Source organism: Rhodococcus globerulus (genome assembly GCF_019334125.1).
Classification (GTDB): domain Bacteria; phylum Actinomycetota; class Actinomycetes; order Mycobacteriales; family Mycobacteriaceae; genus Rhodococcus_F; species Rhodococcus_F globerula.
Map to the genome: position 1 here is coordinate 5,592,457 of NZ_CP079698.1, position 16,292 is coordinate 5,608,748.

Annotated in this window: 17 protein-coding genes and 2 tRNA genes; 10 read left to right on the forward strand and 9 right to left on the reverse strand. The window is 62.6% G+C overall.

Annotation, left to right across the window (positions count from 1 at the left end; all coding sequences use genetic code 11):
• Positions 1-49 precede the first annotated feature (49 nt).
• Positions 50-1,060, forward strand: a complete 1,011-nt coding sequence (locus tag KYT97_RS25540; protein WP_219113132.1) for an NAD(P)-dependent alcohol dehydrogenase — start codon at positions 50-52, stop codon at positions 1,058-1,060.
• Positions 1,061-1,067: 7 nt separating this feature from the next.
• Positions 1,068-2,540, forward strand: a complete 1,473-nt coding sequence (locus tag KYT97_RS25545) for a mannitol dehydrogenase family protein (protein WP_219110965.1) — start codon at positions 1,068-1,070, stop codon at positions 2,538-2,540.
• Here the strand turns inward: KYT97_RS25545 and KYT97_RS25550 are convergent, their stop codons facing one another.
• Together KYT97_RS25550 and KYT97_RS25555 are read right to left on the reverse strand one after the other, a co-directional pair.
• Complete coding sequence (locus KYT97_RS25550) at positions 2,541-3,059, reverse strand: DinB family protein (RefSeq protein ID WP_219110966.1); 519 nt, start codon at positions 3,057-3,059, stop codon at positions 2,541-2,543. It abuts the gene before it with no gap.
• Positions 3,060-3,121: 62 nt separating this feature from the next.
• Positions 3,122-3,195 (reverse strand) — tRNA-Ile (locus KYT97_RS25555).
• Between the two features lie 178 nt (positions 3,196-3,373).
• On the opposite strand from KYT97_RS25555, the gene KYT97_RS31035 reads away from it, so the two are divergent.
• Together KYT97_RS31035 and KYT97_RS25565 are read left to right on the forward strand one after the other, a co-directional pair.
• Positions 3,374-3,571, forward strand: a complete 198-nt coding sequence (locus KYT97_RS31035) for a hypothetical protein (RefSeq protein ID WP_230590060.1) — start codon at positions 3,374-3,376, stop codon at positions 3,569-3,571.
• A 103-nt stretch (positions 3,572-3,674) separates the two neighbouring features.
• Positions 3,675-3,887: a hypothetical protein gene (locus tag KYT97_RS25565; RefSeq protein ID WP_219113233.1), complete on the forward strand. Its 213-nt coding sequence runs from the start codon at positions 3,675-3,677 to the stop codon at positions 3,885-3,887.
• A gap of 1,197 nt (positions 3,888-5,084) precedes the next feature.
• Here KYT97_RS25565 and KYT97_RS25570 read toward each other — a convergent pair.
• A tRNA-Asn gene (locus KYT97_RS25570) sits at positions 5,085-5,157 on the reverse strand.
• A 136-nt stretch (positions 5,158-5,293) separates the two neighbouring features.
• Between KYT97_RS25570 and KYT97_RS25575 the strand changes: the two genes are divergently transcribed.
• Positions 5,294-5,545, forward strand: coding sequence for a hypothetical protein (locus tag KYT97_RS25575; RefSeq protein WP_033233058.1), 252 nt, complete (start codon positions 5,294-5,296; stop codon positions 5,543-5,545).
• Here KYT97_RS25575 and dnaG read toward each other — a convergent pair whose 3' ends face one another.
• Positions 5,546-7,465 (reverse strand): DNA primase, encoded by a 1,920-nt coding sequence (gene dnaG / locus KYT97_RS25580; protein WP_033233056.1) that lies wholly within the window; start codon positions 7,463-7,465, stop codon positions 5,546-5,548.
• Positions 7,466-7,514: 49 nt separating this feature from the next.
• On the reverse strand, positions 7,515-8,309 hold the full coding sequence (locus KYT97_RS25585) for a helix-turn-helix domain-containing protein (protein ID WP_245005925.1): 795 nt from the start codon (positions 8,307-8,309) through the stop codon (positions 7,515-7,517).
• 67 nt (positions 8,310-8,376) lie between these two features.
• Here KYT97_RS25585 and KYT97_RS25590 point away from each other — a divergent pair, with 67 nt between their 5' ends.
• A complete protein-coding gene (locus KYT97_RS25590) occupies positions 8,377-8,892 on the forward strand; it encodes a VOC family protein (protein ID WP_033233054.1) in 516 nt (171 codons plus the stop codon).
• A 4-nt stretch (positions 8,893-8,896) separates the two neighbouring features.
• Here KYT97_RS25590 and KYT97_RS25595 read toward each other — a convergent pair whose 3' ends face one another.
• Both KYT97_RS25595 and KYT97_RS25600 read right to left on the reverse strand, forming a co-directional pair.
• Entirely contained in the window at positions 8,897-10,195 is a 1,299-nt protein-coding gene (locus KYT97_RS25595; RefSeq protein WP_095885929.1) for a deoxyguanosinetriphosphate triphosphohydrolase, read from the reverse strand.
• Between the two features lie 11 nt (positions 10,196-10,206).
• On the reverse strand, positions 10,207-10,899 hold the full coding sequence (locus tag KYT97_RS25600; RefSeq protein ID WP_033233188.1) for a YdcF family protein: 693 nt from the start codon (positions 10,897-10,899) through the stop codon (positions 10,207-10,209).
• A 69-nt stretch (positions 10,900-10,968) separates the two neighbouring features.
• Between KYT97_RS25600 and KYT97_RS25605 the strand changes: the two genes are divergently transcribed.
• A complete protein-coding gene (locus KYT97_RS25605; protein WP_219110968.1) occupies positions 10,969-13,050 on the forward strand; it encodes a TPM domain-containing protein in 2,082 nt (693 codons plus the stop codon).
• Between the two features lie 99 nt (positions 13,051-13,149).
• Positions 13,150-13,887, forward strand: coding sequence for a polyprenol monophosphomannose synthase (locus tag KYT97_RS25610; RefSeq protein WP_033233048.1), 738 nt, complete (start codon positions 13,150-13,152; stop codon positions 13,885-13,887).
• Here the strand turns inward: KYT97_RS25610 and KYT97_RS25615 are convergent.
• Positions 13,879-14,655: a helix-turn-helix domain-containing protein gene (locus tag KYT97_RS25615; protein ID WP_219110970.1), complete on the reverse strand. Its 777-nt coding sequence runs from the start codon at positions 14,653-14,655 to the stop codon at positions 13,879-13,881. The two genes, KYT97_RS25610 and KYT97_RS25615, sit on opposite strands and share 9 nt — an antisense overlap.
• A 131-nt stretch (positions 14,656-14,786) precedes the next feature.
• Here KYT97_RS25615 and KYT97_RS25620 point away from each other — a divergent pair, with 131 nt between their 5' ends.
• Together KYT97_RS25620 and KYT97_RS25625 are read left to right on the forward strand one after the other, a co-directional pair.
• Positions 14,787-15,152 (forward strand): nuclear transport factor 2 family protein, encoded by a 366-nt coding sequence (locus KYT97_RS25620; RefSeq protein WP_095885927.1) that lies wholly within the window; start codon positions 14,787-14,789, stop codon positions 15,150-15,152.
• Positions 15,153-15,217: 65 nt separating this feature from the next.
• Positions 15,218-15,649, forward strand: coding sequence for a MepB family protein (locus KYT97_RS25625; protein WP_245005926.1), 432 nt, complete (start codon positions 15,218-15,220; stop codon positions 15,647-15,649).
• Here the strand turns inward: KYT97_RS25625 and KYT97_RS25630 are convergent.
• Complete coding sequence (locus tag KYT97_RS25630; protein WP_219110976.1) at positions 15,624-16,205, reverse strand: dihydrofolate reductase family protein; 582 nt, start codon at positions 16,203-16,205, stop codon at positions 15,624-15,626. The two genes, KYT97_RS25625 and KYT97_RS25630, sit on opposite strands and share 26 nt — an antisense overlap.
• Positions 16,206-16,292: the final 87 nt, after the last annotated feature.

Below are 16,292 nucleotides of genomic sequence, written 5' to 3' on the forward strand. Positions count from 1 at the left end.
TGTGACCCACACAACAGTTTCCGGTGAATCCATCGATCTACCTGCGACAATTCGGGCAAATGTCCTTATTTCAGTCGGAAAGATGCAGATGGAGGAAAGACCGCGACCGTCGCCCAGGCCTGGCGAAGTGCTCGTCCGCGTCCATGCGGTTGGCGTATGCGGATCGGACGCCCACTATTTTCGCGAAGGCCGCATCGGCCCCTACGTCGTCGAGGCTCCCCTCGTTCTCGGACACGAGGCGTCAGGTCGGATCGCAGCCGTCGGGGACGGCGTTGATCCCCGTCGAATCGGACAACGGGTCTCCATCGAGCCGCAGAAGCCCGATCCGACCAGTCCGGAATCGAAATCCGGCCGATACAACCTCTGCCCTCACATGGAGTTCTTCGCGACGCCTCCCATAGACGGTGCGTTGACGGACTACGTGACCATTGGCGCAGACTTCGCACATCCCATCGCCGATTCCGTGTCCTATGAAGCCGCAGCGCTGTTCGAGCCACTCTCTGTGGGCATCGCTTCCGTCCAGAAGGCGGGTATCACCGGTGGGTCCCGAGTCCTCATCGCGGGCGCCGGACCGGTGGGAATCGTGACGACACAGGTAGCCAAGGCTTTTGGCGCCACCGAGGTCATCGTCTCGGACATCGACGCCGCCCGACGCGAGGTGGCACTGAAGTTCGGCGCCACCGCCGTGGTGGATCCCCGCGAGTGCGATGTACGTTCACTCGGCGTCGACGCGTTCATCGACGCCTCGGGAGCCACAGCCGCCGTGATCGACGGCATCCATGCTGTTCGGCCGGCCGGGACAGTTGTGCTGGTCGGAATGGGCGCAGACGAAATCCCGCTGCCCGTCCCCATCATTCAGGGTCGCGAGCTCGTCCTCACCGGTGTGTTCCGATACGCCAACACGTGGCCGATCGCCGCGGCACTGGTCGCGTCCGGTCGCGTCGACCTGGATTCGATGGTCACAGCCCGCTTTTCACTCGAACGCTCGCGCGAGGCACTGGAAGCCGATCGCGTCCCCGGCAGCATCAAGGCCGTTGTCATCGTCGCCGAAGGAGACTAGAACTTTCATGGAACTCAACACGAAGACCTTGCGCGACTTCGATGCTTCACTCGAAGTGCCGAACTACGACCGGAGCAAAGTCACCACCGGCATAGTGCATTTTGGTGTCGGCGGCTTTCACCGCGCGCATCAGGCCATGTACATCGATACCCTCCTACGCCAAGGAGAAGGTTTCGACTGGGGCATCTGCGGTGTCGGAGTGATGCCGTCGGACAAGCGGATGAAGGATGCGCTCGGCGCTCAGGACGGTTTGTACACGCTGGCGCTCAAGCATGCCGACGGAACGCTCGAAGGCCGAGTCATCGGGTCAATTGTCGAGTACCTGTTTGCTCCGGACGATCCACGTGCCGTCATCGAGAAGATGGCGTCGGAGTCGACAAAGATCGTGTCCCTCACCATCACCGAGGGCGGTTACAACATCTCGCACACCACCGGTGAGTTCGACGCATCCAATCCCGATGTCGTACATGATCTTCGGCCAGGAGCTCTCCCCCGCACGACGTTCGGACTGGTCTGCGATGCTCTCGCCCTTCGCCGAGAACGCGGCCTCGCGCCCTTCACGATCATGAGTTGCGACAACATCGAAGGGAACGGCGCCGTCGCACGAACAGCTTTCGGAGCCTTTGCCGCCCTGAAAGATCCGGAACTTGCAGAGTGGATCGAGCAGAACGGTGCGTTCCCCAACTCCATGGTCGACCGGATCACGCCCGTCACTACTGCCGAGGTGACCGCCGAAATCGCCCAGGCATTCGGCGTCGACGATCAATGGCCTGTCGCAGCGGAACCGTTTACTGCGTGGTTCCTCGAGGACGAGTTCACGGTGGGCAGGCCACCTTTGGAAAATGCCGGCGTGAATGTGGTGCCGGACGTGCGCCCGTACGAACTCATGAAGCTGCGTCTCCTCAATGCCAGCCATCAGGGCATCGCTTACTTCGGCTACCTCGCCGGATACCGTCTCGTTCACGAGGCATGCCAGGACGAACTCCTGTCCGGGTTCCTGCTCGACTACATGAACCTCGAAGCAACGCCGACCCTGGATCCGGTCCCCGGCGTCGACCTAGATCAGTACAAGAAGACGCTCATCGAACGCTTCTCGAACCCACAGGTTCGTGACACGATTGCGCGTCTGTGCGCCGAATCGTCCGATCGAATTCCCAAGTGGCTCTTGCCGGTCATCCGCAAGCAACTCGACACCGGAGGGCCCATCAATCTGTCCACCGCCATCGTGGCCAGTTGGGCGCGCTACGCCGAGGGCGTCGACGAGAACGGCGACCCGATCACCGTGGTCGATCAATTGGCCGACACGTTGGTGCCCCTTGCTCGGAAGCAGGCGGTCGACCCACTCGCGTTCATCGGCAACCGTGCCGTTTTCGGAGATCTGGTCGACAACCGGCGATTTGTCGCGAGCTTCCGAACAACACTCGACTCGTTGCACGCGGTCGGAGCGCGGAAAACTCTCGAGGAGGTGCGTGGGCTCTGACTACCCCGACACGTCGTGCAGGTGATGGATCGGATCATGAATGAAGTACATGGCCAATGATTCGACGGTGAACGCCGATCCGTCACTGCGGAGTCCACGCCTCCCCAGCTGACCCTCCGCGACTGATTCGAATGCGCTCGCGACGGCTTCAGCAGCGTCGGCCAATTCCGAAGCGACTGTCGCCGAATCCTGCTCGTTGTAGCGATCGGCAATTGCTGTTGCGTCTTGGTCCCAGTTCTCGAAGTGCGGATCGTCGAATTGAAGCATCTGCTCCAACCGGGCTCTGAAAATCCTGAACACGTCACGCACATGGGCGGAATACTCCAACGCGGACCAGGTTTCGCTGTTCGGCCGTACCGTCACGTCCTCGCGCTGCAGCACCTCACCCCAGGCTGCGGCATTCCTGCGAACCAGATCGGGAACATCAGCGAAGGTGATGGTGGTCGAGTCGAACCCGCACTCTGTGCACGGGCGTTCGAGCACCCAGGTCCAATTCTTTGTATCCGGTGCGATCGGCATGGATCGAGAATAGTCCGCCCACGGCGGGTATTGATTCCATCGCCGATCGTGGAAGAGAGTTGTGGGGCGGGCGGGGCTCGAACCCGCGACCAATGGATTATGAGTCCACGGCTCTAACCGACTGAGCTACCGCCCCATCCGAGTTGCATGACATCTCGGCGCGTCCGAATGTTACCGGCACCGCTGACGCGAATCACAACCGGGCAGGGTGTGACTGGTGTAACTCATATCGGAGCAGGTACCTCGACTTGGTTCGCACGGGTGCCGGAACCCGATAACGTTGGAGAGCACACCCCACTGAACAGGATCATCACATGAAGCTTGCACTCTCTGAATTCAAGAACTCCAAGGCCACGATCCGGATCATCATGTCCGACGGCGCAAAGCTCAACGGCACCGTCAAGGACTTCTCCGAGGACACGTTGGTGCTCAACTCCCCCAACGGGGTCTACTACATCAACCCGGCCCACATCGTTCGCTTGTTCGAGCCTTCGGACCGCGCAGCGAAGTAGCCGCTCGCACCATGAACACCGAAGCCCGGCGCAGAATCCTGCGCCGGGCTTTCGCTTCAGACAACCACCGACTTCGAACGACCACCGACAAGAAAGGCATCAGATGAAGGTCACCGCCAAAGTCTCGAAATCCGGCGATTGGTGGGCCGTCGAGGTGCCCGAGGTCGACGGCGCATTCACCCAGGCACGCCGACTCGATCAGATTCCCGACATGGTCGCTGACGCGGTGCACCTTCTCACGGATGTTCCTGCCGGGGATGTCGAGGTCACGCTCGACGTCAACCAAACCCACAGCCCCGGCGCGCAATTCGAATAGCCGCCAGTCGGCTGAGTCGCCATGCAGCCTCGGGGGCTCGTCCGGGCGATCATCTTGTAGACGCGGCGGAATGTGTCCACTAGCGGCATAGTTGGCATGGTGTCAGGTATGCGGCGATGTCGTTTGGGGCCGGTATTGGCTGGCTCCGTTGCTGTTCTCGCGGTTGGGGTAGTTGTTGCTTTCCAGATTGTGGACGACCGACGGTCCCCGGCAGCTGCCCCGCAGGGGCAGATTATCGGGCAACCCACATGTCTGGCGCCTGACGTGCTCGAGGCGGTCATTCCGATACCGGTCCAGTCACCGGAGTACCTAGTAGACCCATTGCCTCCGGCAGGAACGATTCCCGAGAGCTTCCAACCGACATCGGTGGTGGTGTGCGAATTCCTGAAGTTCGCGGACGACAACAGTGGGGCGATCCTGAGGCAGACGAGGAGAAGCGGTGATTTGACGCGAGTCATCGCTGAATTGGCGCAGCCCTCGCTCGATCGTCCGTGGTTGGGCGAGTGCCCCACTGGGTCGACCATTCCTACCCCTGTGGTTTGGCTGGTCGATGCCGTAGGACACGGTGTGAGAGTTGCTTTTCCGACTGGAGGAGTGTGTGAGCACCCACTACCGGAGGCATACGAGGCAGTCATGAACCTGGCCGTGCAGGAAGACCAGGTGCACTATCTTCCCAGTGCGTTGTGAGCTTCCTACCTGCTGACAACGATCAAATCTCGGACGAATACCTCCCCTGGATATTCTGATGTACCCGTCCGGATCCAGCCGGTCAGCGCCAGCCCTCGAATCATTGCGGTCACGAGGCTCACAACAACTAACCTGACGGTCTGTCATAGACAGCCGGGCTGCGGCGGCATAGATCTACCGACTGCGCCAGCGATCAACCTGCGGCATGGCACCGGCGCATGGCGGCGTTCGCACAGTCTTGCCACACTTGCGGCAGTAGTGCGTTCGATGCCCGCCGTTCTCGGCCGTCACACAGCCGCAGACTTCCCATCCGACGAGACAGGTGCCACCGGTGAGGGCGTGCCCGCTGGGGCAACTGGTCGGCGCAGACTCGACAGACATATCAGAATCTTCGCACACACATTCGAATGACAGTTGTCGGTCACGCGGCGCCTGGCAGGCCTTCGACATAATCGTGCAACAAAAAAATCCCTGATCCGCATTGCTGCGGATCAGGGATTCTTCTGAACGCTCCCCCGGCTGGACTCGAACCAGCAACCGTCCGATTAACAGTCGGAAGCTCTGCCAATTGAGCTACAGGGGATTGTCTTGCTCGCTTCGCCCGTTCCGGCGTTGCCTGAGAAACTGTAGCGAATCCACCGCCGAAGTACCAAATCGCCTGCCCAGCGAGTCATCAGGCAGGATGGAGTCAGGACGATCGGTGCTGGAGGGAAGCAGGAATGATGCGTTTGTTGATCGGTGTTGCCGCTGGGTACGTCCTGGGGACGAAAGCAGGGCGGGCCCGGTACGAACAGATCAGTCGGGCCGCGAAGGCGGTGGCGACCAGTCCTGCCACGAAGAAGGTGCTCGACGCGTCGCGTCAGAAGCTGGCTGATTCGCTCAGCACGCAGCCGAAATTGGAGCCCATGAAGCCGATCAACGAGGAAACCACGATCCTGATCCCTCATGACCAGTTGAAGAAGAACCGCTAGTCAGACGCTGTTGTCGCCGACGGCTTGCTCACGCAGCTGTCGGCGGTACTGCTCGAGGGCGACGAGGTCGCCGAACAGCGAGTTGTACTCGTCCGGTGCTGCGGCGGGTGAGATGCGCTGCAGTTTCGATTTGAGGTCTGCGACCTGTTCGCCGACCCAAGCCTCCTGCAGTCGCGCGAGCACGCCGCTGATGTAGCGGGGAACTGTGTCCTCGTCACATGGCATCGGTTCGACGGCAAGTTCGGAGATCACTGAGGCAACTGTCACATCTTCGACTCCCTTGGTGACAACCTCGATCCATTCGGCGCCGCCGAAGCCCTTGCTGGTGCCGCCGGCGTCGGACATCGACTGCCTGATTGCCACGTAGGCGGGATGAGTGAACGTCTCGACGGGCAGTGAGTCGAACACCGTTCCGGCGATCCCTGGGTACTGTAGGGCCGCTTTGAGCACCGCTCGCTGCGTGGACAGCCCCGGGTCGTTGGGCCGGGGCCGTGAGATGCCGATCGGGAGGGCAAGGGCGTCGTCGCTGGGCTCCGGAATGACCTGACGCCGCTTCGGCGCGGGTGAGGAACCTCGGGTGGACGCACGTTTGCGAGCTTCGTCACGGACACGTCGACGCACGGACGGCAGGTCGTCCCACCCGACCCATCCGCACAGCAGGTTGGCGTAACTGTCACGCAGAGTCGATTCCTTGATCTGCGCGACGACGGGAACGGTGCGACGCAAAGCCTCGACGCGACCTTCCGCTGTGTCGAGATCATGCTCGGTGAGTATCGACTTGACCACGAACTCGAACATCGGGGTTCGCCTCGCCACGAGGTCGCGGACTGCGGCATCACCCGACGCCAGCCTGAGATCGCACGGGTCCATTCCGTCGGGAGCGACGGCAACAAACGTCTGCCCGGCCATCTTCTGATCACCTTCGAAAGCCTTCATCGCGGCAGCTTGCCCCGCGGCATCGCCGTCGAAGGTGTAGATGATTTCGCCGCGAAAGTAGCTGTCGTCCATCAGGAGTCGGCGCAGCATCGCGAGGTGTTCCTCGCCGAATGCGGTGCCACACGACGCGACAGCAGTTTTGACGCCGGCCAGATGCATCGCCATGACGTCGGTGTACCCCTCGACCACCACAGCCTGATGCCCCTTGGCGATGTCGCGTTTCGCGAGATCGAGGCCGAACAAGACCTGAGACTTCTTGTACAGGATGGTTTCCGGGGTGTTGACGTACTTGCCTGGCATGGTGTCGTCGTCGAAAAGTTTGCGGGCACCGAAGCCGATTACGTCGCCGGCAACGCTCCGGATGGGCCACAGGAGTCGACGATGGAAACGGTCGATCGGGCCGCGTCGCCCCTCCTTGGCCAGGCCGGCGGCTTCGAGCTCCTTGAACTCGAATCCCTTGGCCATCAAGTGCTTTGTGAGTGTGTCCCAGCCTTCGGGGGCGTAGCCGCAGCCGAACTGCAAGGCCGCAGCGCCGTCGAAATTTCGCTCGGTGAGGTAGTCGCGCGCAGCTTGGGCGTCTGGCTCCCGCAGGCGCGCCGCATAGAACTCCTGCGCTGCCGCGTTGGCCGCGATCAAGCGCGCACGGGTGCCGCGATCGCGCTGAACCGAGGGACCGCCGCCCTCGTAGGAGATCGAGTAGTTCAGCCGGTCGGCCAACTGCTCGACAGCCTCGACAAAACTGATGTGGTCCATCTTCTGCAAGAAGGAGTAGACGTCGCCGCCCTCACCGCAACCGAAGCAGTGATAAAGCCCATGGTTGGGACGAACGTGGAACGACGGCGACTTCTCGTCGTGGAACGGGCACAGCCCCTTGATGGAGTCGCCACCCGCACGCTTGAGCGAGACGTATTCACCGACGATGTCTTCGATGCGTGTGCGTTCGCGAATGGCCGCGATGTCTCTGTCAGAAATTCGGCCCGCCACGTATGTCAGTCTAGGCGGTCCACGAACTGCGCCTGACACGGCAAGTTCGTCACGGGTGGTCTGGAGTCTGGCGGTAGGAGTTCGGTGTGAAACCGAGGACGTTGCGGAAGTCGGCGGACAGGTGGGCGTGGTCTGCGTAACCGAGATCGGCCGCCACTTGCGCGATCTTCACCGACGGATCTTCGCGTAGCCGTTGTGCGGCTTCCTGAAGTCGGTAGCGTCGAATGATTGCCAAGGGCGGCAACCCGACGTATCGCTGGGCAAGGCGTTGAACACCACGGACAGAGGTGCCGAGAAGTTCGGCGATATCACCGACACGGATCACTGTCCGATCCGAAGCGATCAGGTCTTCCATTGCATTTGCCTGTCGACCACTCTCGTCGTCGGGCGCAATGTGCTGGGCCGCCCACTCGGAGAAAGCCGCAATCGCACGCTGCCTACCCACCTCATAGTCAGCCTCACCCATTGCCGACATCACCGCCTCGTGCAAGTCCGGCGCGGCGATCTGCACTTCGGTGTTCTGGATGGTCTGCGGATCAGCTCGCAACGACGCGAGGCCCGCCGGCCGCAACAGTGCACCCACCGCCCAGCCACTGCCGGACAGGTCACGGTGCGACGCCCCTGTCGACGGGCCGACCAGGGACACCCCGCCGGGTTCGACCACGAGATTGGAAGCGGGGAACGGCAGCACTTCCTGTCGGACAGTTCGGCCGGGCGCCAGCTGCCATCGCGGAATCCAGAACCAGCGGATACGCCCTTCCAACGAGGCGTCGGCCGGTTCGCGGTGGAACGTCGGGAGTTTGGTCGGGTACAGAATCCCGCGACTGTCATTGGGCGTGACCAACTGCCGTCCTCCTCGTTCGTCGCAAATCTTCAAGCCACAGCCCATCTGACGGCGCTACCTTCGTTTCATGAACGCAGACAGCATTTCCCAGCAGGGCGTGACCGGCGAGCACACAACAGACGGCATCCCGCACGGCTCGACGAGCTTGACCCCGTTTCTGGCGATCAAGGGAGCCGCCGACGCGATTGAATTTTACCGGTCGGTGTACGGCGCACGCGTCGTCGACATCACCGAGTTCAGCGGCGTCGTCGTCCACGCCGACCTCGATTTCGGAAACGGCCGGCTCCAACTCGGCGAACCCAACCCCGATTACGGCCTCGTCGAGGCGCCTTCCGGCGACGCCGACTCCTACTCGATGGGCCTGTACTGCTCAGATGTCGACGCAGTCGTCGAGCGCGCAGTACAAGCCGGCGCGACCGTTCGTGAATCGGTAAGCACGTTCGTCTCGGGCGACCGGTTTGCCTCGATCCGCGACCCCTTCGGCGTGCGTTGGTCCATCATGACGCGCGTCGAGGACCTCAGCGAAGCCGAGAGTGCGCGCAGGGTCGCAGAATGGGCGCTGACGCAAACGCCGTCGAGTTGAGCAGTCAGCCCCAACTGGCCTGCGCGCCGAGGCTGGCTTTGTCGACCCGCTCGAGGCGACTCTCCGTGTACGACGCGATCTGATCCACGACAACTCGGGTGCGCGCCGCATCGTTTTCCGCTCGCTCCCAGGCAGGCAGCAAGATGGGGTCCAATCCGGCGGGCGCGGTCGCCAGCAGCCATTCCGCGACGCGATGAACTCGGTCACGTTGACGGTCTTGGCGGGCCTTGTGCCCGTTGTCGGACATCACGTAATACAGCGCAACGGTTTTGAGCAGCGCCACTTCGGATGCCACCGCTTCGGGGATGTCGAGGTCTGCTTGGTACCGCGACAGCGGCCGGTCTCCGTTGGTCAGCCGGGTGCGGGCGATGGCTGCCGTCGCAAAGCGTCCGACCAATTCGCTGGTCAGGTTTTTCAATGCCACGGAACTGTTCAGGGTCCCGTCGTAGCTGCCGACGCTCTGTACGACGGGCAGTTCCGACAACCGCTGCGCAGCGTCGATCAGGTCGTCGATCACCAGGCCGCGAAACTCCGAGGCACCCAACTCGGCGAGTGCCCGTTGCTCGCTCGGATCGGCCAGTGACCGAAGGTCGATACGGCCGGCAATCACCCCGTCCTCGACGTCGTGCACCGAATAGGCGACGTCGTCGGCCCAGTCCATGACCTGAGCTTCCAATGCTTGTCGACGCCCGGGTGCTCCGTCGCGGACCCAGGCCAGCACATCGGCGTCATCGTCGTAGGCGCCGAACTTGGCTCCGGGTTCCGGCCTGGTCCACGGATATTTGATCGCGGCGTCGAGGGAAGCCCGGGTGAGGTTGAGTCCGGCACTGCGACCGTCGGGCCCCAAGATCTTGGGTTCGAGGCTCGTGAGGATGCGCAGGTTCTGGGCGTTGCCTTCGAACCCGCCGCAGTCTTTCGCGACCTCGTCGAGTGCCTTCTCACCGTTGTGCCCGTACGGAGGGTGCCCGATGTCGTGGGCCAATCCGGCGAGGTCTACGAGATCGGGATCACAGCCGAGGCCGTCGGCGATACCGCGACCGATCTGCGCAACTTCCATCGAGTGCGTGAGCCGGGTACGCGGGGTGTCACCATCGCGAGGACCGACTACCTGGGTTTTGTCGGCCAGGCGTCGTAGCGCCGCGGAGTGCTGCACGCGAGCGCGATCCCGCGAGAAGTCGGATCGATGTTGGGCGGCGGCAATCTGAGTTCCGGGTAATCCCGCTCGCTTCGGCGCCTCGACAATGCGGCGCTCCAGATCGTGCTCGGAATAGGTTCCGCCGCCGTACGTGGTGTGTGCCGTCATGTCGGTTGTTCCTATTGCCCTGCCGTGTAGGGGAAGTCAGCGGAGAAGTGCGTCAGTTGGTACCAGAGCAGAGCGCCGGTTTCGCGCGCGATGCCATGCAGTTGGGATTCGCGGGTGAACACGGCCGGCCCTTGTCTGGTGGGCGCGGTCCAGGCTTCGAGGCCGGTGTCGCGGGCCATGGTTCGAGTGCGCAGGGAATGCCACGGGTCACTGACCAGAACTGCGGAATTGATTCCCTGCGAAGCCATTTCGTCGCTGACGGCATCAATGCTCAGCAAGGTGTCCGAGCCGGTTTCCACAGCGGTAATCGCACTCGACGGAATCCCGCGGTCGGTGAGATACATCTTTCCGGACGCGGCTTCGGTGTACTCGTCACCTTCCTGCTTGCCGCCGACGGTGATGATCTGCGGCGCTACCCCACGCTTGTACAGCTTGTACGCCTGCTCGAGCCTGGCTTCGAACACCGACGACGGAGTTCCCGAATACTGAGCGGCCCCGAGAACAACAATCGCGTCGGCTGGTGTTGTGTCGTCGATCCGCGCAACCTGCCAGACCCGGACCGCGGTTCCGCCGATCAAGACGAAGGTCATCAGTAGAGCCCCGGCGATGAGGCGTCGGGTCCATCGAGCCAGACCTTCGCCGAAGCCGCCGCCAGCCCCGGAGGGCGCAGAGTTGCGGGAGCGGTTGCCGAAAGCTGGTTTCACTCCCGCAATTGTGCCAGCCCTGATCGCTCCCCCGCGCTGCCGACGCGCCATAACGGTTAGATTTGCGTCATGGCCTTCGCAGCACACATCGAGCAGTCGTCTCCAGCAGACCACGACCGGGCATTCGTCCGGCCGATCCGGCGTTGGGGCAGCGCGAGCGCCGTTGCGGCGATCTTCGCGATCCTGGCATTGATCTTCAGTCCTGCCACTGCGTCGGCTGATCCGCCGTTGGTCCTTCCCAACCAGATCACCGATACCTCTGGCGTACTCAACGACGGCCAGAAGGAGGACATCCAAGCTGCGCTCGACCAACTCAGCGAAGACCATCAGATCGATCTGTGGGTTGCGTTTGTCCCCGACTTCAACGAGATGGGTGGCCAGGCGTGGGCCGATCAGACAGCAACGAAGTCCACTCTCAGCGGCACCGACGTCCTGCTTGCCGTCGCGACCACGGAAGGCGCCTACTACCTCGACGTGCCGCCCGGACTGACAAACATCACACAATCCGACATCGACTCCATCAAGTCCGACGCGACGGAACCGGCTCTCGCCGACGGTGATTGGGCAGGTGCGGCAATCGCCACCGCCGGCGCGCTCGGTGACGCAAACGCCAAGAACGGCGGCATGTCCGTAAGCACACTCCTCATCGGCGGCGGCGCGGTCATCGTCGGAACCGGTGGAGTGGTTCTGTACTCACGCAAGCGGAAGAGCGACCGAGACAAGGCCAGCCTCGAGGCCGCAAAAAACATCGCACCCGACGACATCGCCGCCTTGAACGCACTTCCCTTGCCGACGCTGGACGAGCGAGCTCAGGCCATTCTCGTCGAGACCGACAACGCCATCGCGTCGAGTCAGGAAGAACTCGAACTGGCGCGGAGCGAATTCGGTGATGCGGCGGTCGCGCCGTTTTCCCAGGCCTTCGACAAGGCCAAAGCGACACTCGCCGGAGCCTTCGGCATCAGGCAGAAGCTCGACGACGCCATCCCGGAGTCACCCGAGCAGCGGCGCCAGATGCTCATCGACATCATTTCCTCGTGTGGCCGTGCCGATCAGGAACTCGATGCGCGGGTCGACGAGTTCGACACGATGCGTGATCTTCTCATCAACGCGCCCGCTCGCCTCGATGCACTGACTCAGGCTGTTGTAGCCGTCAGCGTGCGGCTGCCGGAGTCCGAGAAGATCCTGAACGAGCTGAAGAACCAGTTCCCGGCTCCGACCCTGGCGCCGGTCGCCGGCAACGTCACCATGGCCGGAGAACGTTTGACTCTGGCCGAGCAGTCCATCGAGCAGGGCCGCGACGCCGTTGCCTTGCCCGCCGGTAAGCAGGGCGCTGCCGTCACAGCGATTCGGACCGCGGAGGCCGCGCTGGACCAGGCTCGCAAACTTCTCGACGCCGTGGATCACGCGGCAGACGACATCCGCAACGCTATCGCTACCCTCCCCGCCGCGATGGACGACGTTCAGCAGGGCATCACCGCTGCCGACGCCTACCTGGCCCAGGGCGGCGATCGATTGGCCGCCGCCAAGGCTGGTGCACAAGCCGCGTTGGCTCACGCACAGACATCGAAGGACAGTGATCCACTCGGCGCCTTCAACCAGATTGTGGCCGCCGACGCACAGCTCGACGCATTGCTCGCGGAGGCTCAGGAGCAGAAGCAACAGCTCGAACGGGCGCAGCAGCGCCTCGCGCAGGACATCCTGGCGGCCCAGGCACAGGTCACTGCTGCCGGCGATTTCCTCAATACGCGACGCGGCGTCATCGGCGCCGAGGCCCGCACCCGCTACGCCGAGGCGCAGCGCCATCTGCAGGCAGCTCAGCAGTTGCAGGGCACCGATCCGTCGACGGCTCTGCAGCACGCGCAGGCTGCAACAACGCTGGCCACCCATGCTCTGCGGGCGGCCCAGAGCGACGTCAGCACATGGGAGGCAAACCAGCGTCCCCGCGGCGGCAGCGGCGGCGGCGGCAACGCGGCAGGCGCCATTCTCGGCGGCATCCTGATCAACAGCGTTCTCCGTGGCGGCGGCGGTGGACCGCGTTCGTACGGCGGTCCGAGCAGCAGCGGCCGGGGCGGCGGATTCGGCGGCGGCGGGTTCGGCGGCGGCGGTGGAGGACGCGGCAGTCGCGGCGGTGGCGGCGGCGGCCGGTTCTGAGTCAACTACCCGAGGTAGTAAAATTCTGACTTTGTTCGCGACCGACCTCGTCGTACGCTTCATCCGGCAAGTCGGGATCACAGATCATACGAAGGTGTTATGAACAACGTCGCTCCGCAGATTACCGTCGTGGTACCCACGTACAACGAGCGTGAAAACCTGCCCAAGCTCGTCGATCGTCTCGCCGCATTGAAGATCCCGAACCTGGCAGTACTCGTGGTGGACGACAACTCCCCCGACGGAACCGGCGAGGTAGCTGACAAGCTCGGCATCGACGGCCCCATCCCGGTGGGTGTTCTGCATCGCACCGCCAAGGACGGACTCGGCCGCGCGTACGTCGCCGGTATGACGCGGGCCCTCGCCGAGAACGCCGACATCGTCATTCAGATGGACGCGGACCTGTCTCATCCGTCCGAAGTGATCCCCGCCATGATCGAGATCCTCACCACAACCGACGCTGCGGTGGTGCTCGGTTCGCGTTACGTCGAGGGCGGCGCCGTGGCCGGCGACTGGCCGTGGCACCGCAAGGCACTGTCGGCATGGGCCAACTTCTACGTCAACGCAATCTTGCGGCTGCACGTCAAGGATGCCACCGCCGGATTCAAGGCGTGGCACGCAAAGACGTTGCGCGCCATCGACGTCGAATCGGTGCAGAGCAACGGTTACGCCTTCCAGGTCGAGATGAACTACCGAGTTGTGCAGCGCGGCATGAAGATTGCCGAAACCCCCATCCGTTTCGAGGAGCGCACCGACGGCGTCTCGAAGATGAGCCTGGCTGTTCAGCTCGAATCGGCACTGGTTCCCTGGAAGCTGAAGTTCGGCAAGAAGTCACTCTGATTTCGCTCTGAAGAACTCCGCGGTCTCGCGGTCGGATGGATAAAAACATTCGATCGCGATCTCTGCCAAAGTGACATCGCGCGGCGTACCGAACACGGTGGTGGTACTGAACATCGCCAGTTCGGTGTCGCCCGCGCGAATCCGCAAGGGCACCAACAGAGAACTCTCGTCCTCATGCGACTCGCCGCCGCTGGAATAAGTCAGCAATTCTTCCAACAGCGCACCCAACTGCGCGTCGGCGGTTACCTCGACCTCACGGCGCAGCCGAGCGATCACGTGATTTCGCCACTGCGCCAAGTTCACGATGCGCTCAGCCATGCCTTCGGGATGCAAACTCAGCCGCAGAACGTTGACCGGCGGCTCCAGAAGAAACGACGCAGCGCCCTCCGTCAGGATGCTTACCGCGCGATTGCCGACGATCAGATCCCACTGGTGATCGACCACCACAGCCGGGTACGGGTCATGGGCGTCGACGATGCGATTGATGGCGTCGCTGACAGCGGACATCGGCGTTTCCGCCAACGCATTCTCCGAATAGGCCGGTGCATGACCACCCGCCAGCAACAGCGTATTCCGCTGCCGTAGCGGCACTTCCAAACACTCGGACAAGTGGATAATCATGTCCTTACTGGGTTTCGATCGACCGGTTTCGATGAAACTCAGGTGCCTCGTCGAAACTCCGGCAGCGGAGGAAAGCCCCAACTGAGTGAGCCGTCGTCTTGCACGCCACGACTTCAGCTGGGCTCCCACATGCGTGCTCTGAGTCATCCACTCAACGTAGCGACAAGGTGTAATCAACGCCATGACCTCCGAGGTAATCGACTGACGTCACATCCACTTGGCACAGTGATCTCAGCCGGGAAACAAACCCCGGACCTCGACAACCAGGAGGATCTGCCATGAGTGACTTCGACGCAATCGCACACGCCTACATCGACCTGTGGAACGAAACCGATGCGGGCGCTCGTCAGGAACGAATCGAGCAACTGTTCGCGGCCGACGGCCGGTATACCGATCCACTGGCAGATGTGACCGGACACAGCCAGATCGACGCGATGATCAGCGCTGTGCAGCAGCAGTTTCCGGGCATGACCTTCACACTCGCCGGACCGGTGGACTCACACCACAGCCAAGCTCGGTTCGGCTGGAAGCTCGGCCCGGCCGGCAAAGAATCCCTGATCGACGGATTCGACGTGCTCGAACGAAATGACGACGGCCGGTTGACGCTTGTTCTCGGGTTCCTCGACAAGGTGCCCTCAGCCTGAATCCCCCACCACCGACAGCGCTGCACCTTCAGCGCTGTCGGTGACCCGTGCCATCATCATTGCCGATGAACGCTCACGGATGTACCTGGTCCACACCGATTCCCGAACCCGAGGGCGCGGAGTACAGCGCTCACTCCCTCACTGTCGACGGGCGCAGCGCCGTGTACCGTCGCGCAAAGACGACTCCTACCAAACTCGGGCAGTTCGTGACGCTGTGGCGACGATCGGACGCCGGGCCGATCCGCCCGTTCGATATTTCCGACGGCGTCGAATTGTTCGTCGTGGAGGTATACGACGGAGAACAACTGGGGCACTTCATTTTTCCCGTCGACGCCCTCGTCACGAATCGAGTGGTTTCGACAGACTTCACGGGCGGTAAACGCGCCATTCGCGTCTACCCGCCGTGGGTAGCGCCGACCAGTGTGCAGGCCGTCAGATCCCAGCGCTGGCAACTCGAGTTTTTCGCCCCACTCACTGCAACTGATATGTCGCCATGATGACTCCGGTTGTGGTGGAAACACTTTCGGCGAGAGTGAACCGCGCGAGTGCGGCGCCGTCAGGAAACAACCTGCGTCCCGTTCCGAGAACCACAGGATGGATGAGCAGAATGTAGGTGTCGATCAATTGGCGCTGCGCCAACGACGTGATCAGTTCCCCACTACCCAGAATCACCAGATCCGGTCCCTCGGTGTCCTTCAACTGGGCAACCGCGTCGGCCGCGTCACCGCGGAGCAACGTCGAGTTCTTCCACGGCAGCGGTTCGGTCAATGTCCGCGACGCAACATATTTCTGCGTGTTGTCGAGCACTTCGGTGAACGGATTGACGGTCTGGTGCGGCCAGTACGACGCAAAACTCTCGTACGTCCGTCGTCCGAAGAGTAGCTGCGATCTCGCAGCCATTCCCTCGCCCATCTTCCGCGCCATGACCGCGTCACTGAACGGCGCAGCCCATCCCCCGTGCTCGAATCCGCCGCGACGGTCCTCGTCGGGCCCACCCGGTGCCTGCATGACACCGTCGAGAGTCACGCTGTTGGTCACACTGAGTTGTCTCATATGTCTGTTCTTACGCCTCGAAGGCCGCCGGGAACAGCAAACGGGCGGCCTCCCTCGTTATCGAGGAAGGCCGCCCGAGACGGATAC